This window comes from Pseudomonas danubii, from assembly GCF_042980055.1.
Taxonomy (GTDB): domain Bacteria; phylum Pseudomonadota; class Gammaproteobacteria; order Pseudomonadales; family Pseudomonadaceae; genus Aquipseudomonas; species Aquipseudomonas danubii.
The window spans coordinates 1874605-1898181 of record NZ_CP116502.1 but is presented as its reverse complement, the minus strand read 5'-3'; the positions used below and the strand labels follow the sequence as shown (position 1 = coordinate 1898181).

Below are 23577 nucleotides of genomic sequence, written 5' to 3'. Positions count from 1 at the left end.
TCCAGCTTTATTCCAGAGGCATGACGGTGACCCGGACCTCCGGGTCATGGCTGCCCCCGCCAAGAATCACTCCACGCAACGGCGAGACATCGGAAAAATCCCGGCCCCAGGCCAGGGTGATGTGTTCCAGTGCCGGCTGCACGTTGTTGGTCGGATCGAAATCCACCCAGCCCAGCACCGGGCAAAACACCGAAACCCAGGCATGGGAAGCGTCGGCACCGATCAGCCGCGGCTGCCCCGGCGGTGGCTGGGTCAGCAGGTAGCCGCTGATGTAGCGCGCCGCCAACCCTCGCGAACGCAGGCACGCCAGCATCAGGTGGGCAAAGTCCTGGCACACACCCCGTCGACGCTCCAGGACTTCCACCAAAGGTGTCGCCACTTGGGTCGCTTCGGCATCGAAGGTGAACTCGCTGAAGATCTTCTCCATCAAGGCCTGGACGCCCTGCAACAGAGGCCGCCCCGAAGCAAAGCAGCTTGCGGAAAACTCGACGAAACGCTGCTTGAGATGCACATAAGGTGACTCGAAGCGATAACGACTGGCCTCCAGCAAATCCACCGGCAACGGCCGACCGCTGTAGGTCAGGGCTCCGCGGGCGACATCCCACGCCATGGACGCGGCAAAGTCCAAACGCGGCCGATCCAGCACCTCGACACTAAGCTGGGCGTTGACCTGCAATTCATCATGGGGCCGCTCAAAGGCCAGACGGGTCAAAGGGTTACCAAACACATCCTGCTCGTCACGGCGGGAGGTGGGCTCGGGACTGATCAGCAACTGCCGCTCGCTGCACTGTTGCCAGGCGCAAACCCGGGGCCACAGGTGCGCCAGCTGCTGGGCCAGGGACACCGGGCTGTCGTAGCGATAATGGGTGTCATGGAAAATCTGGTAGCGCGCGCTCATTACACCGACACCGTTTGCTGGCTGACATCATCCACGTGGGCGAAATGCCGCAAGGCCAGGCGATCGGACACCTGGCCGCTGACCTCGGCGATCTCTTGCAACAGGTCCGCCAGCCCCGCCACCGCGGCTCTCACGCTGGCCTCGCCAAACAGGGAGTTCTCCAGGCAGCCCAGGTCGACATGGGCCAGGCGCTCCACCAGCCCCGGCAACGCCACCTCGCGGGGCACGCCGAAGTCATCGTTGAGGCGCTTGAGGGTACGGGTCACCAGCTTGAGCTGGAACAGCACCGCGTGGGGGTTCTGCTCATCCAGCAGCAACAGGTCGAGGACCGGGATCAACTGCGCCACCGCCAGGTAGCGGGAGCGATAGGTGATGCTGCTGTTGCCCAGCTCCAGCAGCCACTCCAGGCCCGCCTGATCGAACACCGCAGTGCCCCGCAGGAAGGCGGCCAGGCTGCTGCTGAGAAATTGCAGGCGCTCGATGCGCCGGCCAATCATCAGGAAGCGCCACCCTTCGTCGCGGGTCATGTCGTCCAGGGCGAATCCCGAGAGCGCTGCCAGGGACATCACCAGACGGTTGAGAAAATCCAGCAGCTCGCCGAAGTCCGGCTCTGCGGTGTCCAGCTCCTGGGCTTCGCGCTGCAACTCCACCAGGGCCTGCCAGTTTTCCCGGGACAGCTTGCCGCGCACCTGGGAGGCGGCCCACTGCAGGCGCTGCAGGTTGGAGCGCAGGCTGAACGACCAGTCCTCCCCCAACAGGGCCGCCAGCAGACGCTCGGGCAACTCGCCCTCATCCGGCAGCAGCATCAGGCTTTCCCCCAGGTCCACTGCGGCCAGCAAAGCTCGCGGATCGTCGCCATCGACGTAACGGGCCAGCATGATCCGCAACAGCCGTGCGCTGTCGTCACAGCGCTCACAATAACGACCGAACCAGAACAGGTTCTCCACCACCCGCGACGGCAAGTAGGGATCACGACGGACCAAGTCATAAACACCAATGGTGCGCTGGGCTTTCCATTGCTCGCCGCTGGGGGCGCGCTCCCCCAGCACCCAAGTGTCCTTGCTGGCGCCACCGCGCTGCATCGACACCACTTCGGCGTCGGCGTCGGCGGCGACCCGGGTCAGGCCGCCGGGCAGCACCCGATAGCCGTCGTCGCTGGCCACCGCGTATACCCGCATACCGATGGCCCGTGGCTGCAAGCCACCGTCCTCGGCCTGCCAGACCGGCGCCTGGGACAGTTGCGGCAACTCCTGGGCGACATAAGCGTAGGGCCGCGCACGCATACGCTCGGCGAGGCTGGCGCGCTGTTCGGGACTCAGGTCGCGCCCCAGCACCGGGGTGAAACTCTGGGATGGAAACGCCGGTTTGATCAGCAACTCTGGGAGTTTCTCCAGGGCTTGTTGCAGCACGGGCGCCTCGCCACACCACCAGGTGGCGATGGAAGGCAGGAGCAATGGCTCCCCCAACAGGAACTGGCTGATTTTCGGCAAGAAGCCCAGCAGCCCTGGAGACTCCAGCACCCCGCTGCCCAGGGCATTGGCCACCAGCACCCGGCCCTGACGCACCGCATCCAGCAGGCCGGGCACCCCCAGAGCGGAATCGGTACGCAGCTCCAGAGGATCACAGAAATCATCATCCAGGCGACGCATGATGGCGTGCACCCGACGCAGGCCGCTGAGGGTCTTGAGATAGACCGTGGCATCGCGCACCGTCAGGTCGCCGCCCTCCACCAGCGGGTAACCCAGCTGGCGTGCCAGGTACAGATGCTCGAAGTAACTCTCGTTGAAACGCCCCGGAGTCAGCAGCACGATCAGCGGTGCTTCGGCATCCCGGGGCGCCTGCCGGGCCAGGGTTTCCTGCAGGGCACGGAAGAAGCCAGCCAGATGCTGCACGTGCAGGTCACGGTACAGATCCGGAAAGGCCCGGGACACGATCATGCGATTTTCCAGGGCATAGCCGGCCCCGGACGGCGCCTGGGTACGATCGGCAGTGACCCACCAGCGACCATCGGGGGTGCGCGCCAGGTCCACTGCATAGAGGTGCAGAAAGGTCTGCTCGGGCGGCTGGATGCCCTGGCATGGCCAGAGAAAGTTGTTGTGCCCGAACACCAGTTCAGCAGGCAACAGCCCTTCGCTGATCAGTCGCTGCGGGCCGTACAGGTCCGCCAGTACGGCATTGAGCAGGCGCGCCCGCTGGGCGATCCCGGCGGACAACAGTTGCCACTCCTCCACCGGGATCACATGGGGCAGCAAATCCAGCTCCCAGGGCCGGTCCGCGCCCTTGGGGTCGGCATAGACGTTGTAGGTGACACCGTTCTCGTGGATCTGCCGGGTCAGCAGCGCCTGGCGCTGGGCCAGTTGCGCGGGGCTGCTGCGTTGCAGTTGTTCAAGCAGGCGCTGCCAGTGCGCCCGGACCGCACCCTGGTCATCCAGCAGCTCATGGTAGGTACCCGCCGTCAGCGGGTAACGGTCTAGCAAGTCAGGCATGGAACACTCGGCAGACGGCAGGGAAAGTCAGATTAACCCACAGCCCCGACGCCCGGATATGGCTATATCGCGGGCGTCGCAGGTGGATTAGAAGCGTCGCAAATCCAGGGTCATGGGCAGCTCGTCATTGATGATCAAAGGCGGCACCACAAGGCTACCGGGGCTGTGTCCGAGGCGAAAGAAACGCGCCATGCGTCGGCTTTCCGCTTCATTGGCATTGACCGGCAGACTGTCGTAGTTGCGCCCCCCAGGATGGGCCACATGGTATTGGCAGCCCCCCAGGGAGCGCTGCATCCAGCTGTCCAGCAGATCGAACACCAGCGGTGCGTGTACCGGGATGCCGGGTTGCAGGCAGTTGGCCGGCTGCCAGGCGCGATAACGCACCCCGGCGACAAACTCCCCTACCCGCCCGGTGGGCTGCAAGGGGACCGCCACACCGTTGCAGGTCAGCACATGGCGCTGCGGCGTCAGCCCGCTGACCTTGACCTGCAGACGCTCCACAGAGGAGTCGACATAGCGCACCGTGCCCCCGGCCCCGCCCTCTTCCCCCAGCACATGCCAGGGCTCCAGGGCCTGACGCAACTCCAGCTCGATACCGCTGACCGCGTAATCGCCGACCTTGGGAAAACGAAACTCCAGATGAGGGGCAAACCACTCGGCCCGCAGCGGATATCCGGCGGCATTGAGCTCCACCAGCACATCGGCAAAATCCTGCTCGATGAAATGCGGCAGCAGGAAACGATCGTGCAGCTCGGTGCCCCAACGCGCCAGCTTGGCCGGGGCATATGGCTCGCGCCAGAACCGCGCCACCAGCGCCCGCAGCAGCAACTGCTGGACCAGGCTCATGCGCCCATGGGGCGGCATCTCAAAGGCCCGCAGTTCCAGCAGGCCGAGACGCCCGGTGGCGCCGTCCGGCGCATAGAGCTTGTCGATGCAGAACTCGGCGCGATGGGTATTGCCGGTGACATCGATCAGCAGGTTGCGCAGCAGGCGATCCACCCGCCACGGCGGGCACTCCTCGCCCGGTGCGGGCATCTGTGCAAAGGCAATTTCCAGTTCATAAAGCGAGTCGTTGCGCGCCTCATCGACCCTGGGTGCCTGGGAGGTGGGGCCGATGAACAACCCGGAAAACAGGTAGGACAACGACGGATGATTGTGCCAATAGCTGATCAGGCTACGCAGCAGGTCGGGGCGGCGCAGGAACGGCGAATCCGCCGGCGTCGCGCCACCGAGGACGAAATGGTTGCCGCCGCCAGTACCGGTGTGGCGCCCGTCGATCATGAATTTCTCACTGGTCAGGCGGGTCTGCCGGGCCTGCTCGTACAGGAACTCGGTGCGCTCCACCAGCTCGTCCCAACTGACCGAAGGCTGCACGTTGACCTCAATCACGCCCGGGTCCGGCGTCACCCGGAAGTTGCTCAAGCGCGGGTCGGCGGGCGGCTCGTAGCCTTCCAGCAGCACCGGGCAATGCAGCTCTGCCGCAGTGGCTTCGATCACACTGACCAGTTGCAGGTAATCCTCGAGTCGCTCCAGGGGCGGCATGAACAGGTACAGCCGCCCTTCTCGCGCCTCGGCGCAAAGCGCGGTGCGGGTCAGCCAATCCGCGGACTGATCAATCTCTGGCACGCGCTCATCCGCAACCGCCGACTCAGGGACTTCTGCGAGCTGCGCCGGGTCCGGCAGCTCAGGGAAATCCTGGTTCGGATCGTTGGGGTGAATGAAGGGGTACTCCGCCGCTGTCACCCAGGGTTGGGACGCCAGGGGCAGGCGATAGCCCAGGGGGGAATCCCCAGGCACCAATCGGCAATGACTGTCTCGCAAATACCAGCGGCCGCTCTGCCATTGATCACCCTTGGCGCTACGGGCCAGGGGCAGCACCTGGCCAATGACTTTATCCAGACCCTGGCTGAACACCTTGCGCAACCGCTGGCGCTCCAGGGCATCCTCCAGCCGCGAGTCCTCGGCACTGACATTGAGGGGCAGGCGGCCCTCGCGCCACAGGTAATAGAAGTGGTCTTCGTAGGCGGGAAACACAAAGCGCCCGGGCAGCTTCAGGCGCTCGGCGACACTGGCGAGAAAGCGCCCGGCCAATGATGCGTCAGCGCCATAGTCCTCGTGCTCATCGGCAACCAAGGCGCTGTTGTGCCAGATCGGCACACCGTCAACTCGCCAATAGCAGTTCAGCGACCAGCGCGGCAATTGCTCCCCCGGGTACCACTTGCCCTGGCCGAAATGCACCAGCCCCTGAGGCCCGTAGCGCTGGCGCAGGCGCTGGAACAGCTCAGCGGCCAAACGCCGCTTGTTCGCGCCCAGGGCGGCGGTGTTCCACTCGGCGCCGTCGGGATCGTCGATGGCCACGAAGGTCGGTTCGCCGCCCATGGTCAGGCGCACATCGTTCTGCAGCAGGTCCACATCGATCTGCCGACCCAGGGCCTGGATGGCCAGCCACTGCTCGTCGGTGTAAGGCTTGGTGACCCGGGGCGCTTCCCAGATCCGCTCCACACTCATTTCATGGCTGAACTGACACTCGCAAGGCTCCACAAGACCCGTGATAGGCGCCGCTGAAGAGGGATCGGGGCTGCAGGCCAGGGGAATGTGACCTTCTCCGGCAAACAGCCCTGAGGTGGCGTCCAGGCCGATCCAGCCGGCTCCGGGGAGGTAGACCTCGCACCAGGCGTGCAGGTCGGTGAAGTCCACCTCAGTACCCGAAGGACCGTCCAGGGATTTGACGTCGGCCGTGAGCTGGATCAGGTAGCCGGAGACGAAACGCGCCGCCAGTCCCAGGTGGCGTAACAGCTGCACCAGCAGCCAGGCCGAATCGCGACAGGAGCCGGAGGCATTGACCAGGGTCTGCTCCGGGCTCTGCACGCCCGGTTCCAGGCGAATCAGGTAGGCGATGTCTGCGCTGAGTCGCTGATTCAACGCCACCAGGAAGTCCACCGCAGGCAACGGCGTACGCGAGATACCGTCCAGGTAGGCCTGGAACTTGGGCGTCAGGGGCAGGGTTTCCAGGTAGGGCGCCAGCTCGCGCTGCTCATCGGCGGCGTAGGCGAAAGGGATCTGCTGCGCGTAGGGCTCAAGGAAGAAGTCGAACGGATTGAACACCGCCATCTCCGCCAGCAGATCCACTTCGATCCGCAGCTCGGTGGTTTTCTCCGCAAAGACCAGGCGCGCCAGATAATTGCCCTGGGGATCCTGCTGCCAGTTGATGAAATGCTGCTCGGGCTGGACCTTCAGCGCATAGGAGAGGATTCGCGTGCGGCTGTGGGCAGCCGGGCGCAGGCGGACGATCTGCGGGCCAAGTTCGACGGCGCGGTCGTAGCGATAGTGCGTGACATGGTGCAATGCGACATGAATCGACACGGCGTGCCTCCTGCGAGCCTGAGCGGTGGATGAACCCGCGCAAGACTTGTGCCAGGGCCCAAGTCCGGGGGGTTGTTCAACGACTCGTGGCAGTACAGCACCAAAACCGCGCAACCGGTGCATCCCTGTGCAGCTCACTGCACAGAAATGTGCCAGACGGCATGACCCGAAGCGGCTGCGCTCGCACTGTTAATGCAGCGCCAGCTCAATGCGCCAACGCTGACAGCGGACCGCCAACAAGACCGGCTTGCGCCGCGATCGGCAGCCAAAACAAAAACGCCAGCTCCGAGGAGCTGGCGTTCTGTTGTCTAGCGCGGTACCACCGGCTTGCGGGTTGGCTTCTTGCCTTTGCCCTTGGCCGCATCGGCACGCTCCTTGGCGGCCTGCTTGTTGCGGGCGAAGGCGGCGGCCTTGGCCTGTTCACGCTTGTCCCAGGCATTGCCACCGTCACTGCCACGCGGCGGCAGGCCGGTGTGCTGGGTCAGGATCTTGGTTTCCTTGGCCACTTTGTGGCTGCCGGCCGGTGTCGAGTTCTTGCGGCGGGCGCTCTGGTAGCTGTCGGTGGCCGGCTGATGGGTCGGAATCAGCTGGTGCTTGCCCGGGCCGATCAGGTCGCCACGCCCCATGCGCAGCAGGGCCTCGCGCAGCATCGGCCAGCCCTTGGGATCGTGGTAGCGCAGGAACGCCTTGTGCAGGCGACGCTGCTCCTCGCTCTTGACGATGGTCACGCCGTCGCTCTTGTAGGTGACCTTGCGCAGCGGGTTCTTGCCCGAGTGGTACATGGCGGTGGCGGTGGCCATCGGCGACGGATAGAACGCCTGCACCTGGTCGGCGCGGAAGCCGTTGCCCTTGAGCCACAGGGCCAGGTTCATCATGTCTTCGTCGGTGGTCCCCGGGTGGGCGGCGATGAAGTACGGAATCAGGTACTGCTCCTTGCCCGCTTCCTTGGAGTACTTCTCGAACATCCGCTTGAAGCGGTCGTAGGTACCGATGCCCGGCTTCATCATCTGATTGAGCGGACCTTCCTCGGTGTGTTCCGGGGCAATCTTCAGGTAGCCACCCACGTGGTGGGTCACCAGTTCCTTGACGTACTCCGGCGATTCCACCGCCAGGTCATAGCGCAGGCCGGAAGCGATGAGGATCTTCTTCACCCCGGGCAAGGCGCGGGCGCTGCGATACAGCTGGATCAACGACGAATGGTCGGTGTTCAGGTTCGGGCAGATGCCGGGGAACACGCAGGACGGCTTGCGGCACGCGGATTCGATCTCCGGGCTCTTGCAGGCAATGCGGTACATGTTCGCGGTCGGGCCGCCAAGGTCGGAGATCACTCCGGTAAAACCGGGAACCTTGTCGCGGATTTCTTCGATCTCGCGAATGATCGACTCTTCGGAACGGTTCTGGATGATCCGCCCTTCGTGCTCGGTGATGGAGCAGAAAGTACAGCCACCGAAGCAGCCGCGCATGATGTTCACCGAGAAGCGGATCATGTCGTAGGCCGGGATTTTTTCCTTGCCATAGGCCGGGTGCGGAACGCGCTGGTAAGGCATGCCGAACACGTAGTCCATTTCCTCGGTGGTCATGGGAATGGGCGGCGGGTTGAACCACACGTCCACTTCGCCATGTTTCTGCACCAAGGCGCGGGCGTTGCCCGGGTTGGTTTCCAGGTGCAGCACGCGGTTGGCGTGGGCGTACAGGACCGGGTCGTTGCGCACCTTCTCCATGGACGGCAGGCGGATCACGGTCTTGTCCCGGGTCATCCGCGGGCTGGCAAGGATCTGCACCACCTTGGCTTCGCTTGGATCTTCAACCGGGCCCTTCTCCTGCTCGATGGCGCAGGCCTGGGTGTCCTGGGTATTGACGTAGGGGTTGATGATCTTGTCGATCTTGCCCGGGCGGTCGATACGGGTGGAGTCCACTTCGTACCAGTCTTTGGGCGTATCGCGGCGGATGAAGGCGGTGCCGCGCACGTCGGTGATGTCTTCGATCTTGTGGCCATAGGACAGGCGCTGAGCCACTTCAACGATGGCCCGCTCGGCGTTGCCGTACAGCAGGATGTCGGCGCTGGCGTCGATCAGGATCGAGTTGCGCACCCGATCCTGCCAGTAGTCGTAGTGAGCAATACGGCGCAGGGAAGCCTCGATGCCGCCCAGGACGATCGGCACATGCTTGTAGGCTTCCTTGCAGCGCTGGCTGTACACCAGGCTGGCGCGGTCCGGACGCTTGCCCGCCAGGCCGCCCGGGGTGTAGGCGTCGTCGGAGCGGACTTTCTTGTCGGCGGTGTAGCGGTTGATCATCGAGTCCATGTTGCCGGCGGCGACACCGAAGAACAGGTTCGGCTCGCCGAGCTTCATGAAGTCGTCTTTGGACTGCCAGTTGGGCTGGGCGATGATCCCCACGCGAAAGCCCTGGGACTCCAGCAGCCGGCCGATGATCGCCATGCCGAACGAGGGGTGATCGACGTAGGCATCACCGGTGACGATGATGATGTCGCAGGAATCCCAGCCGAGCTGATCCATCTCCTCCCTGCTCATGGGCAGGAATGGTGCTGGCCCGAAACATTCGGCCCAGTACTTTGGATAGTCAAATAACGGCTTGGCTGCTTGCATGTCGATGACCGGTGTTGGCTTGGATAGGGACGCGTTGATTCACAGGGAAATTCGCGGGCGCGGAATATAGCACAAAAAATAACCAATTCCGACCATTATGGTCGGAATTCGGTGCAGCCCGATTCGCCGGCGAGCCGGCACCTACAGCTGGGCGCCGGCAAGCGAATTGCCAGCGAACGGGCGGGTTATTCGTCGTCGTCGAAGTTGTAACTGCCCGGCGCGAGGTTCTCGAAGCGGGTGTACTTGCCGATGAACGCCAGGCGGATAAAGCCGATGGGGCCGTTCCGCTGCTTGCCGATGATGATCTCGGCAATGCCCTTGTGCTCGGTCTCGGGGTGATACACCTCATCCCGGTACACGAACATGATCACGTCGGCGTCCTGCTCGATCGCTCCGGATTCCCGCAAGTCGGAGTTCACCGGGCGCTTGTTGGGGCGTTGTTCCAGAGAGCGGTTGAGCTGGGACAAGGCCACCACCGGGCAGTTGAATTCCTTGGCCAGGGCTTTGAGGGACCGGGAGATCTCGGAAATCTCGTTGGTCCGGTTGTCACCGCTGGACCCCGGGATCTGCATCAGCTGCAGGTAGTCGATCATGATCAGCGCGATGTCGCCGTGCTCACGCACCAGGCGACGGGTCCGCGCACGCATCTCCGAAGGGCTGATACCCGCGGTGTCGTCGATGAACAGCTTGCGGTCGTTGAGCAGGTTGACCGCCGAGGTCAGCCGCGGCCAATCGTCGTCTTCCAGCTGGCCGGAACGGACCTTGGTCTGGTCGATGCGGCCCAGGGAGGACAGCATACGCATGATCAGCGATTCGCCTGGCATCTCCAGGGAGTACACCAGCACCGCCTTGTCGCTGCGCAGCACCGCGTTCTCCACCAGGTTCATGGCGAAGGTGGTCTTACCCATGGACGGACGGCCGGCGACGATGATCAAGTCGGCCGGTTGCAGGCCGCTGGTCTTCTCGTCGAGGTCGGTGTAGCCGGTTGACAGGCCGGTGATGGCGTTGTCGGTATTGAACAGGGTATCGATGCGGTCGATGGCCTTGGTCAGCAACTCGTTGACGCCCACCGGACCGCCGGTCTTGGGCCGCGCCTCGGCAATCTGGAAGATCTGCCGTTCGGCCTCGTCGAGGATCTCTTCGGCGGTGCGACCTTCAGGGTTGAAGGCGCTGTCAGCGATCTCGGTACTGATGCCGATCAGTTGGCGCAGGGTCGCCCGCTGGCGAACGATCTGCGCATAGGCCTTGATGTTGGCCACCGACGGGGTGTTCTTGGCCAGCTCGCCGAGATAGCCCAGGCCGCCGACCTGGGAGGTCTGGCCTTCCTTGTCCAACTGCTCGGACAGGGTGACCACGTCGATGGGCATGTTCTGATCGGCCAGCTTGGCGATGGCGCGGAAGATCAAACGGTGGTCATGCCGATAGAAATCGCCGTCGGACACTTGATCCAACACGCGTTCCCAGGCGTTGTTGTCCAGCATCAGACCACCGAGCACGGCCTGTTCGGCCTCGATGGAATGCGGCGGCACCTTCAGGGCAGCGGTTTGCAGATCGTATTGCTCGGGAGCGGAAATATCGTTCATGGCCACTTGGAATTCGGGGGTGAAAATCAGGATCAGCAGAAAGACAAAGGGCACGACCTGTAAACAGGATCGTGCCCGATGTTAACCGTCAGCCACACAAGGTGCCAGACGATTTGGTACTGCTTAAGCAGCCACCACGACAACGCGTACGGTTGCTTCAACTTCAGCGTGCAGGTGCACGGCTACGTCGAATTCACCTACGTTGCGGATGGTGCCGTTCGGCAGACGAACTTCGCTTTTTGCAACTTCAACGCCGGAGGCGGTCAGTGCATCAGCGATGTCGTGGGTGCCGATCGAACCGAACAGCTTGCCTTCGTCACCGGCGGTGGCAGTGATGGTCACTTCCAGCTCGGCCAGTTGGGCAGCGCGGCTTTCAGCCGAAGCTTTACGGTCTGCAGCCAGTTTTTCCAGCTCAGCACGACGCTCTTCGAACGCAGCCAGGTTGGCAGCGGTAGCAGCGGTGGCTTTGCCGTAAGGCAGCAGGTAGTTACGGCCGTAACCAGCCTTAACGTTCACTTTGTCGCCCAGGTTGCCCAGGTTGGCGACTTTTTCCAGAAGGATCAGTTGCATGTGAAAATCCTCTTAACTTTTAACCTTCACCGTTCGCGTTATCGGCGTCTTTCGGCGCCAAACGACCGCGAAAATCAACCAGACTGTCGACAATGGCCAGGACCACTAGCAACGGATAGATCAGCTGCATGAATGGCAACAGCGTGACGTACAACCCCACCAGCCAGAATCTGGCCAGTCGCCCTTGCGCCACCAGCCCGTGAATCAGGGCCAGCCCGGCAAAAGCCAGCGGGACACTGCACATCGGCGTGAGCATGGCCAGTTGAGGTCCGAAATTCGGCCCCACCAACATGCACGCCAGCAGCAACATCGCTGGCCCAAGAGGGATTCTGATGGCGCGAAACTCGCGACCAAAACCACCCGGGTTATACAACACAGCCTGCCAGTAACGCCCAAGAATCAGGCTCAGCACGCTGATGGCTTGCAACAAGGCCGCTATCAGGCCGGTCAGGATCGGTGCAATCAGCGTGGCAAGACGAGCTCGCTCTTCAACCGATAACTGCTGGTAGACCTCACCCAAGGCCATCGGCAGGATCTTTATCAATTCCTGCGACAACGCTTCGATCTGAGGGCGGAAAGCCGCACCCAGGACTCCAGCAAACACCAATCCCATCGCTATGCTGACCAGCAGCACGCGGCTCCAGGACTCGCCTGCGCGCAAAACCAACGCAAGACTCGAAGACCCCACCAGCACCAGAAATGCTCGCGGGTCATCGAACGCCAGCCACCAGAACAAAGCCGGCAGCATTCCCAGAGCGAGGACACCAAGGGCATCCTTCAACCCGCGCCGCAGAAGCACCAGGCTCCCCGCGGCAGCACCCAACCAATACAACAACGGCAATGCCGAACAGCCAGCCACTACCAGAGTGGCCTGCATACGACCGCGCATGATGAACTCAGCTAAGGCGCGCATGCATTCAATCCCTTACTACTTGTCGACTGCCCAGTCTCAGCGGCCGTGGCTGTCGGTGTAGGCCAGCAGGGCCAGGAAGCGGGCGCGCTTGATAGCGGTGGCCAGCTGACGCTGATAACGAGCTTTGGTACCGGTGATGCGGCTTGGAACGATTTTGCCGGTCTCGGATACGTAGGCTTTCAGAGTGTTGAGATCTTTGTAATCGATCTCTTTCACGTCTTCAGCGGTGAAGCGGCAGAATTTACGACGACGGAAGAAACGTGCCATGTAATTGGCTCCTCAAAAGGTCCGTGGATTACTCGTCAGCGTTATCGCTGGCGTCGCTGTTGTCGCTGTCATCGCCATCGGCGCTGTCAGCATGCTCAGGACGGTCACGACGCTCACGGCGCTCACTGCGGTTTTCTTCAGCCTTGAGCATCTCGGATTGGCCAGTGATGGCTTCTTCGCGACGGATGACCAGGTTACGGATCACAGCATCGTTGTAACGGAAGTTGTCTTCCAGCTCAGCCAGGGCTTTACCGGTGCACTCAACGTTCAGCATCACGTAGTGAGCCTTGTGAACATTGTTGATTGCATAGGCCAGTTGACGACGGCCCCAGTCTTCCAGACGGTGGATTTTGCCGCCGTCTTCTTCGATCAGCTTGGTGTAACGCTCAACCATGCCGCCGACTTGCTCGCTTTGATCCGGGTGGACCAAAAAGATGATTTCGTAATGACGCATGAATGCTCCTTACGGGTTGTAGCCTGCCGCCTATAAGCGGTCAGACAAGGAGTGAATGACACTTGTGTGTCTTGCCTGTTAGTAGGCACATATGCGCCTGCCGTCACGGCAAGGGGCGCAATTGTAGAGAAGGGGGAACAGCGGCGCAAGGCAATTGGTGATTATTTGAACAATCACCTGCAGGAGCCAACGAGCCGGCAATGGACGGCAGGGCGTGGTTCGCCGGCAAGCCGGCTCCTACGGGATAGATCAGGCTTTCTTGGCGACAGCCTTGGCCTTGGCGCCGCGCTGGCGCATGGCTTCGAACAGGCAGACACCCGTGGCCACGGAGACGTTGAGGCTGCTGACGCTGCCGGCCATTGGCAGGCGCACCAGATAGTCGCAGTGCTCGCGAGTCAGGCGACGCATGCCCTTGCCTTCGGCCCCCATGATGATGATGGTCGGGCCGGTCAGGTCCTGATCGTACAACTCCTGCTCGGCCTCGCCGGCGGTACCGACGATCCACAGGCCGCGCTGCTGAAGCTTTTCCAGGGTACGGGCCAGATTGGTCACCGCCACCAGCGGAATCACTTCGGCAGCGCCGCAAGCCACCTTACGTACGGTCGGGGTCAGAGTGGCCGACTTGTCCTTGGGCACCAGCACCGCCAGGGCACCCGCCGCATCGGCGGTACGCAGGCAGGCGCCAAGGTTGTGCGGATCGGTCACGCCATCCAACACCAGCAACAGCGGCGCGCCCTCGGTGCGATCCAGCAGCTCGTCGAGCATGGCTTCGCCCCACACCTGGCTTGGGCTGACTTCCGCCACCACCCCCTGGTGCACGCCTTCAACCCAGGCGTCCATCTCGCGTCGCTCGGCCTGGCCAACCGACACACGGTTCTGCGCAGCCAGATCAACCAGCACCTGAACCCGTGGGTCACTGCGCCCTTCAGCCAACCAGATCTGCTTGACCCGCTTGGGATGGTGACGCAGCAACGCTTCTACAGCATGCACGCCGTAGATCTTTTCCAACTGACTCATGACTTGGCCTTAGGTTTGCGCGCGCCGCCGCTTTTCGCGCCGGAAGCGGAGCCCGCCTTGGGCGGACCTTTACGATGTTTGCTCGGTTTGGCTGGCCGGTCGCTGTCTCTGGCCGGAGCCGATTTGCCGGACTTTCCCCCAGACGCCGCTTTACCACCGCCTTTGGCTCCCGCCAGCAGCGCCTGTTTCATTTCACGACTTTTGCGTACTTCGGCGTTTTTTGCCGCCGCATCGCTCGGACGGTAAGCCTCGACCGCTTTCTCCTTGGCAGAGCTGCGACGCCCCGCCTTCGCTGGAGCTGGCTCTTCGACTGCCTTGCTCGCCGGCACGTCCGCAGCCCCCCGCTTTTTGCGGCCAATAGGTGCAGCAATGGTCTTTTCGGCCATCTCGAAATCGATTTTGCGCTCGTCCAGATCTACGCGCATGACCCGCACTTCCACGGTGTCGCCCAAGCGGAAGCTGCGACCGGTGCGCTCGCCCGCCAAGCGGTGATGCACAGGATCGAAGTGGTAGTAGTCACCTGGCAGCGCAGTGACATGCACCAGGCCTTCGACGTAGATATCGGTGAGCTCGACGAACAGACCAAAACCGGTGACCGCAGTGATCACGCCAGGGAAGGATTCGCCGACGCGATCCTTCATGAACTCGCACTTGAGCCAGTTCACCACGTCACGAGTGGCTTCGTCGGCGCGACGCTCACTCATCGAGCACTGCTCGCCGAGCTGCTCGAGGATGGCCTCGTCGTACGGATAGATACGCGCTTTCGGAATACTCATCGCTCCGGCTCGACGCACGTGCGGCGTGTCTTGCTTGGAGTGGATGACACTGCGAATGGCCCGGTGGGTCAGCAGGTCCGGGTAACGACGGATCGGCGAAGTGAAGTGGGTATAGGCTTCGTAATTCAGGCCGAAGTGGCCCTGATTATCAGCGCTGTACACCGCCTGGCTCAGCGAGCGCAGCATCACGGTCTGGATCAGGTGGTAATCCGGACGATCCTTGATGGTTTCCAGCAGCGCCTGGTAGTCCTTCGGCGTAGGACCATCCTTGCCTTTATGCAGGGACAGGCCCAGCTCGCCAAGGAAGGCACGCAGCTTCTCCAGACGCTCCGGCGGCGGACCGTCGTGCACCCGGTACAGGGCCGGAATCTCGTGCTTCTTGAGGAACTCGGCGGTGGCCACGTTGGCCGCCAGCATGCACTCCTCAATCAGTTTGTGAGCATCGTTGCGCGTGGTTGGACGAATTTCGGCGATCTTGCGCTCGGAACCGAAGATGATCCGGGTTTCCTGGGTTTCAAAGTCGATGGCGCCACGGGTATGGCGAGCACCGAGCAGGACCTTGTACAGCGCATACAATTGCTTAAGGTGCGGTACGACATCCGCGTACTCACCGCGCAGTTGCTTGGCTTCGGTGGTTTTCGGCTGCTCGAGCATGGCGCTGACCTTGTTGTAGGTCAGTCGCGCCTTGGAGTGGATCACCGCTTCATAGAACTGGTAATCGGTCATTTCGCCGGACTTGGAGATGGTCATCTCACAAACCATGGCCAGGCGATCAACTTTCGGGTTCAGCGAGCACAGGCCATTGGAAAGCTGCTCAGGCAGCATCGGGATAACCCGCTCGGGGAAATACACCGAGTTGCCACGCACCTGGGCTTCAGCATCCAGAGCCGAACCAATCTTCACGTAGCTGGAGACGTCGGCAATGGCCACGTACAGTTTCCAGCCGCCGCCGAACAGGCGCAGCTTGCCGGGCTTGGCTTCGCAGTACACCGCGTCGTCGAAGTCGCGAGCGTCTTCACCGTCGATAGTGACGAAAGGCAGGTCACGCAGATCGATGCGCTTCTCTTTGTCCTTCTCCTCCACTTCCGGCTTGAGCTTGGCGGCCTCTTTGAGCACGGCCTCGGGCCAGACATGGGGAATATCGTAGGTGCGCAGGGCAACGTCGATTTCCATGCCCGGCGCCATGTAGTTGCCTACCACTTCAACTACGTCGCCTTGTGGCTGGAAGCGCGGCGTCGGCCAGTGAGTAATCTTCACTTCAACGAACTGACCGACCTTGGCATTGGCATTACGCCCCGGCGTCACCAGCACTTCCTGCTGGATCTTCGGGTTATCTGCTACCACAAAGCCAATACCGCCCTCTTCAAAGTAACGCCCCACGATGCTTTCATGGGCACGAGATACCACTTCGACGATCACGCCTTCGCGGCGACCACGACGATCCAGGCCGGAAACTCTGGCCAAGGCGCGGTCACCATCGAATACCAGGCGCATTTGCGCCGGGCTCATGAACAGGTCGTCGCTGCCATCATCCGGCACCAGAAAGCCGAAGCCGTCGCGGTGGCCGCTGATACGACCGAGGATCAGGTCGAGCTTGTCCACCGGCGCATAAGTGCCGCGGCGGGTGTAGATCAGTTGAGCGTCGCGCTCCATGGCGCGTAGGCGGCGGCGCAAAGCTTCAAGTTGGTCCTCTGTGGTCAGACCGAACTCTTCTACCAACTGCTCGCGACTAGCAGGCGAACCCCGATCAGCAAGGTGCTGGAGGATGAGTTCGCGGCTAGGAATAGGGTTTTCGTATTTTTCCGCTTCACGAGCGGCCTCGGGATCGAGGGACTGCCAATCGGCCATTAGATAAATTTCACCTTGTCTATATGCGGGTTAGTTTGGCATACGCGTATTGAAACGGGAAATTTCAGGCTCAGACAACGCTGGAAAAATCCTCATCGCCGCCTCAGAAACATCCTCACGCCTGCCACCGGAGACTTTTTTCAAACTTTTTTGAAATCGGGGGTTTACAGCTTAAAAGAGCCTCCGTATAGTGCGCGCCATCGACGACGGAGACGTCAGCGATAATGCCCAGATGGTGAAATTGGTAGACACGCCAGCTTCAGGTGCTGGTGACCGCAAGGTCGTGGAAGTTCGAGTCTTCTTCTGGGCACCAATTCAAGAGCTTGAGATTAGATCAATTTCAAGACTCAAACAAAAACCCGCGAAAGCGGGTTTTTGCATTCTAAGTGTTTGATTTAATAAAACCAAAACAGGGGTTTACAGATCAAAACACGGTCCGTATAGTGCGCTCCATCGACACGGCAACGACGTCGATACTGCCCAGATGGTGAAATTGGTAGACACGCCAGCTTCAGGTGCTGGTGACCGCAAGGTCGTGGAAGTTCGAGTCTTCTTCTGGGCACCAATTCAAACTTGAGAGCATCGCTTTCAAGTCTCTCAAAAACCCGCGAAAGCGGGTTTTTGCGTTTCTGCATCCAGGTATTCCCTCGCCTCATCGCCCCGCCGTCGTACCCGCAAAGCGCACATGAGAAACGATATCGTTTATGATTGTTACAAGTTTTTGCGGCACTACAGTGAGGAAACCTGCGAATGATGTTCAGAAATACCCTCCTTCCAACATCCCTTCTGCGTGGCTTGACCATCACTTTGCTGGGACTGACCCTGGCATCTCCACTCACCCAGGCAGCCGATCCGGTTTCCCTGACCCTGTATAACGGCCAGCACAAGGAAGTCGGCGATGCCGTTGCCAAGGCCTTCGAAGCCAAGACCGGCATCCACGTCAACGTGCGCAAGGGCAGCAGCAATCAGTTGGCCAGCCAGGTCGTCGAAGAAGGCGATCGCTCCCCCGCTGATGTGATCTACACCGAAGAGTCCCCGCCCCTGAACAAACTGGGCGAACAAGGCCTGCTTGCCCAGACCGATGCCGCGACCCTGGCCGTCCTGCCCAAGGAATACGTAGCCAGCAACGGCACCTGGATCGGCATCACTGCTCGAGTGCGAGTGGTGGCTTTCAACCCGAAACTGATCAATGAGAAAGACCTGCCCAAGTCGGTGATGGAGTTCTCCCAGCCACAGTGGCAAGGCAAGGTCGGTTTCGTACCGACCAGCGGCGCCTTCCAGGAACAAGCCGTGGCCATCATCAAATTGCACGGCATGGATGCAGCAGAAGAGTGGCTGACCGGCCTGCGGGCATTCGGCAAGGTCTATAGCAATAACATGGTAGCCCTCAAGGCCGTGGAAAACGGCGAAGTGGCCAGCGTCCTAGTGAACAACTACTACTGGTTCGCACTGCAACGGGAAAAAGGTCAACTGGACTCGAAGCTGCACTATTTCACCGGCGGCGATGTTGGTGGCCTGATCACGGTCTCCAGCGCCGCAGTGCTCAAGTCCAGCAAACACCCGAAAGAAGCTCAACAGTTCCTTGCCTATATGGCCAGCGAAGAGGGTCAGCGGGTGATCACCCAGACCACCGCCGAGTACCCACTGCATAAAGGCATGGAGTCGGATCGCGGCCTCAAGCCATTCAGTGAACTGCAGGCTCCGAAAGTAACCCCGGCCGACCTCGGAAATGCCGAGGAAGCACTGGACCTGGAACGCGACGTCGGCCTGAACTGATGAGTCCACCACTCTGCGCCCCCGCCTCGCGCACGCCTTACGTGCCGAGGCGCAAGCGACCATCGATCTGGCTGCTGCTGCCGGTATTGCTACTGGTTTGCCTGAGCCTGCTGCCTCTGCTGTATGTCGGGCTCAAGGCCTGGCAAGCCGGCTGGGCCGAAGCGCTGCACCTGCTGTGGCGCCCTTATGTATTCCGCCTGCTAAGCAACACCTTGCTACTGATGCTGGGAGTCACCATCGCCTGCGCAATGATCGGCCTATCCCTGGCTTGGCTGCTGGAACGCAGCGATCTGCCAGGGCGACGGATCTGGGGCGTAGTGCTGTGCCTGCCCTTCGCCGTACCGGCCTTCATCAGCAGCTTCACCTGGGTGTCCCTGAGCGCCGGATTTGAAGGACTGGGCGGTGCGATCCTGGTGATGACCCTGTCCAAATACCCCCTAGTGTTCCTGCCAGTGGCAGCCACCCTACGCAATCTTGACCCCTCCCTCGAAGAGTCCGCAAGCACCCTTGGGCAAAATCGCTGGGGCGTGTTCTTCAAGATCACCCTGCCCCTGCTCTGGCCATCGTTACTGGCAGGAGCCCTGTTGATTGCCCTGCACATGCTGGTGGAATTCGGCGCCCTGTCGATCATCGGCCTGCAAACCTTCACCACGGCGATCTATCAGCAATTCGAGCTGGAGTTCAGCAACGCCAACGCAGCCATGCTCTCGGCGGTACTGCTGGTGCTGTGCCTGATACTGCTGGGTCTAGAGCTGCGGGTTCGCGGCAAGGGGCGTCACGTACGGACCGGCCAAGGTGCAGCGCGACATGCAGAACAGGTACGCCTGGGACGCTGGTCCGCAGGCGGACAAATCTACTGCCTGCTACTGGCCTTGATTGGCAGCGGTGTTCCACTGGGCATGCTTGCCTACTGGCTGGCCGTGGGTTCATCGGCCGCTTTCCCGGTGGCAGCCATCGGCGAAGCACTGCTTTCCTCCCTGGCGCTGTCCCTGGGCGGTGCCGCCCTGTGCCTGGCGCTGGCGGTTCCTGTGGGACTGCTAGTGGTGCGTCACAAGGGACGACTGGCCATCTGGGCCGAGCGTCTGCCCTACCTGTTGCATGCCCTGCCCGGCCTGGTGATCGCCCTGACGCTGGTGTACTTCGCCCTGCACTATGTGCCGGTGCTGTATCAAACCTCGGCGCTGTTACTGATCGCCTATGCCTTGCTGTTCCTACCCCTGGCACAGGCGCCCATCCGCACCGCCCTGAACAAGGCCGCGCCGCAACTGGAAGAAGCGGCAAGAACCCTGGGAGCATCGTCATTCAGTGCTTTTTGCCGGGTGACGCTGCCGATCATCTTTCCAGCACTGGGCGCGGCCTTCGCCCTGGTGTTTCTGGATGCGATGAAAGAGCTGACTGCAACCTTGCTGCTCAGCCCGACCGGGCTCAATACCCTGGCCACAGAGGTCTGGGCCCATACCGCGAATGTGGAGTTTGCGGCCGCGGCACCTTATGCAGCACTGCTGATTCTGGTGTCTGGGCTGCCGGTGTACCTGCTGACGACGCGGATGTATCTGAGCCGTTGAGAAGTGCTTCGCCGGCACGCCGACTCCTACAAAGCAACGTAGGAGCCAGCCGGCCAGCGAAAGATCAAGCGCGGAACTGCCCCAGACTGGCCTTGAGCTGCGCCGCCAGGCTGTCCAGTACCTTGCCGCTGGCGGTGGTCTCCACCACAGCCTGAGCCGCTCGCTCGGCCTGGGCATGAATGGTTTCCACCCGCCCCCGCACCGCTTGCGCGCCCTGAGCCTGATGCGCTGCAGCCTGGGTGGCCAAGCCAATCGCGGCATGCACCTGTTCGACCGAAGACTGCACCGTCTGCTGCAGGCGGACACTGTCACGCAGCACCAGCAAACCCTCGCTGGCCTGACGGCCGGCCTGGCCAATAGCCGCCACCGCCTCCCGCGCGCCCTGTTGCAACGCGCCGATATGGGCCTGGATATCGCCTGTGGAACTCTGGGTCTTGCTGGCCAGGGCTCGCACCTCATCCGCCACCACGGCAAACCCGCGTCCGGTTTCACCGGCGCGCGCTGCTTCGATCGCCGCATTCAGCGCCAGCAGGTTGGTCTGTTCGGCAATGCCATGAATCACCGTCAGCACCACCTCGATCTGCTCGCTCTGCTGAGCCAGGCGCTCGATCACCTTGGCCCCGGTATCCACCTGCCCGGCCAGGGCTTCGATCAGGCTGCCGACCTGCTCCGAAGTGCGGGTGTTCTCGTCAGTGGCCTGACGGATCTCCACCACCTGCTGCAGCGCCGCCTGCATCGCCTGGCTTTCCGCCTGGGCCTCATCAGCCATCTGCGATAGCGCCCGCAAGCTTTCGGCCACTTCGTCACGCTGCGCCTCAGCCGCTGCATCCGCCCCAGCATTGCGCAGGCTCATAGCCCCAATCTCCACACCGGTACGCTGCGCCACATCGCCCGCTTCACGCACAATGGGCTGCAACTTATCCACAAAGCGATTCACCGCCGAGGCCATATCACCGATCTCATCATTGCTGTTGAGGGGCACGCGCTTGGTCAGATCCCCTTCGCCTGCTGCCAGATCGTTGAGAGCCGTGATCAACAGATGCAGTTTGTTCACCACTCGCCGCCCCAACACTACCGCCAGCAACAGCAGCAGGGCCAACCCCACCAGCGCCAGGCCCACACCGATCTGCCAGCGCAAGGTGGCCGCAGCCTCCTGCACCGTGCTTGCGGTATTGGCCTGCATCTGCGCGGCAGTTGCCTGAGCCGATTGCAAGCGCGAGCGCATGGCCGCCGAACTGTCGGCGGAGGCTCCCTTGAGACTGTCGCCAACCAACTGGTCACTGCTGGCGATCAATGCCCCGAAGCGCTGATCCAAGGCGGCGATATCTGCCTCTACCGAAGCCGTGGACACCCCCATCAGCACCTTGCCGATTTCCACTCCATTAGGATTGATCGACGCCTCAAGGTAGTAGACAGAAGGATCGTTCTTGGCGGCATCCAGAACCTTGTCCAAGGCCCGATCGCCCTTGCCCTTTTCCAACAGGGCCTTGTTGATCGGATTCTCACGATTCAGATAGCGAGTCAGATGCTCACCTGCTGCATCGTCATAGACCACGAACAGTACGTTGGGGTTACGCTGGGCACGCCGTGCGAACTCGGACAGAGTCGGCACATCACTGTCCCACATGGCACGAGGCGCCACAGAGGCCAGCAACTGGGCCATATCATTGGCGGAGTCCTTGAGGTCCTTCTCCAGCGCTGCACGCAGCTGGACCTGCTCCTCCTTTAGACGCGAAGACAGCCCCGCCGTCAGACGCTGACGCGTACTGCTGGACAGGCTTTCCAGACTGGAAGTGACTTCCTTGCCCGCCTGCTCGAGTTCGCCAGACAACTTCTGGCTATCAACACCCAAACGCGCAGCCAGATCGGCCTCCAGGGCAGTCACCGTGCTCCGAGTCAGGGCAACGGCGAGCACTACCTGCACCAAAAGGGCGATACCGAGAGTAACGAACACAGGCCGCAGTAAACGGCTTTGTAACAGTGAGAGAACGGCCGACACAGGAAATCCCTCTACTTTTGGCGCCATTATTCTGATGGCACTCTAGAAGCGAGTTTCACAGCAAGGGTCGTGCCGCACGGCGGACAGAAACGACAAAGGGCCCGATCAAGGGCCCTTTGGTTTTTACATCAACGACTTATCAAGCAAACGGATGGCGCAGAACGATGGTTTCGTTGCGGTCCGGGCCCGTCGAAATAATGTCGATCGGCGCGCCGACCAACTCTTCGATGCGCTTGATGTAGGCCTGAGCAGCGGCAGGCAGCTCTTCCAGGGTCTTGACACCCAGGGTCGACTCGCTCCAGCCCGGCATCTGCTCGTACACCGGCTCCAGGCCGATGTAGCTATCGGCGTCGGTAGGCGCGTCGATGACTGCACCATCCTGGTTCTTGTAGCCAACACAGATATTGATGGTTTCCAGGCCGTCCAGTACGTCCAGCTTGGTCAGGCACAGGCCCGAGATGCTGTTGACGTCGATGGCGCGACGCAGGATCACGGCATCGAACCAGCCGCAACGACGGGCCCGGCCAGTGGTGGCACCGAACTCGTGACCGCGCTTGGCCAGGAAAGCGCCGACGTCATCGAACAGCTCAGTCGGGAACGGACCCGAACCCACACGAGTGGTGTAGGCCTTGGTGATGCCCAGGATGTAGTCCAGGTACATCGGGCCTACGCCCGAACCGGTGGCGATGCCGCCAGCGGTGGTGTTGGAGCTGGTGACATACGGATAGGTGCCGTGGTCGATGTCCAGCAGCGAACCCTGGGCGCCTTCGAACATGATGTCCTTGCCAGCGCGACGCAGCTGGTGCAGCTCGGCGGTGACGTCGAGCATCATCGGCTTGAGCAGCTCGGCGTATTCCATGCACTCGTCCAGCGTCTTCTGGAAGTCGATGGCCGGCTCTTTGTAGTAATTGACCAGCACGAAGTTGTGGTAGTCCAGCAACTCGCCCAGCTTGGCGGCGAAACGCTCGCGGTGGAACAGATCACCGATGCGCAGCCCGCGACGGGCAACCTTGTCTTCGTAAGCCGGGCCGATGCCGCGACCTGTAGTACCGATCTTCTGCTCGCCACGAGCCTTCTCGCGGGCCTGGTCCAGGGCTACGTGATAGGACAGGATCAGCGGGCAGGAAGGGCTGATACGCAGGCGCTCACGCACCGGTACGCCTTTCTCTTCCAGCTTGACGATTTCACGCATCAAGGCATCCGGTGCTACCACTACGCCGTTACCGATCAGGCACTGCACGCCTTCGCGCAGCACGCCGGACGGAATCAGGTGCAGGACGGTCTTCTCACCATCGATTACCAAAGTGTGGCCAGCGTTGTGGCCACCTTGGTAGCGCACTACGGCGGCGGCATGTTCGGTCAGCAGATCAACGATCTTGCCTTTGCCCTCATCACCCCACTGGGTGCCCAGGACTACGACATTCTTACCCATAACACTTGTCCTCATTCGCGCAAA

Annotated in this window: 15 protein-coding genes and 2 tRNA genes; 4 read left to right on the top strand and 13 right to left on the bottom strand. The window is 61.7% G+C overall.

The genetic code is table 11. From position 1 onward, the window contains the following. Positions 1-7: 7 nt before the first annotated feature. The 11 genes from PFZ56_RS08810 to rnr form a co-directional block, all read right to left on the bottom strand. Positions 8-898, bottom strand: coding sequence for a transglutaminase family protein (locus PFZ56_RS08810; protein ID WP_123391295.1), 891 nt, complete (start codon positions 896-898; stop codon positions 8-10). Continuing rightward, entirely contained in the window at positions 898-3384 is a 2487-nt protein-coding gene (locus tag PFZ56_RS08805) for a circularly permuted type 2 ATP-grasp protein (protein ID WP_123391297.1), read from the bottom strand. The genes PFZ56_RS08810 and PFZ56_RS08805 overlap by 1 nt, the downstream gene beginning before the upstream one ends. Before the next feature lie 87 nt (positions 3385-3471). Continuing rightward, entirely contained in the window at positions 3472-6747 is a 3276-nt protein-coding gene (locus tag PFZ56_RS08800; RefSeq protein WP_170001578.1) for a transglutaminase family protein, read from the bottom strand. 308 nt (positions 6748-7055) lie between these two features. Then, positions 7056-9353, bottom strand: coding sequence for a YgiQ family radical SAM protein (locus PFZ56_RS08795; RefSeq protein WP_102862919.1), 2298 nt, complete (start codon positions 9351-9353; stop codon positions 7056-7058). A 185-nt stretch (positions 9354-9538) separates the two neighbouring features. Further along, complete coding sequence (gene dnaB / locus PFZ56_RS08790; protein WP_007921486.1) at positions 9539-10936, bottom strand: replicative DNA helicase; 1398 nt, start codon at positions 10934-10936, stop codon at positions 9539-9541. 123 nt (positions 10937-11059) lie between these two features. Beyond that, on the bottom strand, positions 11060-11506 hold the full coding sequence (gene rplI / locus PFZ56_RS08785; RefSeq protein WP_020299422.1) for a 50S ribosomal protein L9: 447 nt from the start codon (positions 11504-11506) through the stop codon (positions 11060-11062). A gap of 19 nt (positions 11507-11525) precedes the next feature. Beyond that, the gene (locus PFZ56_RS08780) at positions 11526-12419 is read right to left on the bottom strand and encodes a hypothetical protein (protein ID WP_102862918.1); all 894 of its coding nucleotides are present in this window, start codon (positions 12417-12419) and stop codon (positions 11526-11528) included. A 36-nt stretch (positions 12420-12455) separates the two neighbouring features. After that, positions 12456-12686, bottom strand: a complete 231-nt coding sequence (gene rpsR, locus PFZ56_RS08775) for a 30S ribosomal protein S18 (RefSeq protein ID WP_002551829.1) — start codon at positions 12684-12686, stop codon at positions 12456-12458. 28 nt (positions 12687-12714) lie between these two features. Further along, complete coding sequence (gene rpsF / locus PFZ56_RS08770; protein WP_011058949.1) at positions 12715-13140, bottom strand: 30S ribosomal protein S6; 426 nt, start codon at positions 13138-13140, stop codon at positions 12715-12717. A 249-nt stretch (positions 13141-13389) separates the two neighbouring features. Beyond that, positions 13390-14157 carry a 23S rRNA (guanosine(2251)-2'-O)-methyltransferase RlmB gene (gene rlmB / locus PFZ56_RS08765; RefSeq protein WP_016964328.1) on the bottom strand — a complete coding sequence of 256 codons (768 nt, stop codon included), beginning with the start codon at positions 14155-14157 and terminating at the stop codon, positions 13390-13392. Then, positions 14154-16781 (bottom strand): ribonuclease R, encoded by a 2628-nt coding sequence (gene rnr / locus PFZ56_RS08760; RefSeq protein ID WP_110595444.1) that lies wholly within the window; start codon positions 16779-16781, stop codon positions 14154-14156. Before rnr ends, rlmB begins: the two co-directional genes overlap by 4 nt. A 226-nt stretch (positions 16782-17007) precedes the next feature. On the opposite strand from rnr, the gene PFZ56_RS08755 reads away from it, so the two are divergent. From PFZ56_RS08755 to PFZ56_RS08740, 4 genes are all read left to right on the top strand, one after another. After that, positions 17008-17094, top strand: a tRNA-Leu gene (locus tag PFZ56_RS08755). Positions 17095-17259: 165 nt separating this feature from the next. Beyond that, positions 17260-17346: transfer RNA gene (locus PFZ56_RS08750), tRNA-Leu, on the top strand. A 185-nt stretch (positions 17347-17531) separates the two neighbouring features. Beyond that, positions 17532-18557: an extracellular solute-binding protein gene (locus PFZ56_RS08745; protein ID WP_110595443.1), complete on the top strand. Its 1026-nt coding sequence runs from the start codon at positions 17532-17534 to the stop codon at positions 18555-18557. After that, positions 18557-20122 (top strand): iron ABC transporter permease, encoded by a 1566-nt coding sequence (locus PFZ56_RS08740; RefSeq protein WP_170001579.1) that lies wholly within the window; start codon positions 18557-18559, stop codon positions 20120-20122. The genes PFZ56_RS08745 and PFZ56_RS08740 overlap by 1 nt, the downstream gene beginning before the upstream one ends. 64 nt (positions 20123-20186) lie before the next feature. Here the strand turns inward: PFZ56_RS08740 and PFZ56_RS08735 are convergent, their stop codons facing one another. Further along, the gene (locus tag PFZ56_RS08735; protein ID WP_102862914.1) at positions 20187-22121 is read right to left on the bottom strand and encodes a methyl-accepting chemotaxis protein; all 1935 of its coding nucleotides are present in this window, start codon (positions 22119-22121) and stop codon (positions 20187-20189) included. A 139-nt stretch (positions 22122-22260) separates the two neighbouring features. Next, a complete protein-coding gene (locus tag PFZ56_RS08730) occupies positions 22261-23553 on the bottom strand; it encodes an adenylosuccinate synthase (protein WP_170001580.1) in 1293 nt (430 codons plus the stop codon). Between the last annotated feature and the right edge of the window lie 24 nt (positions 23554-23577).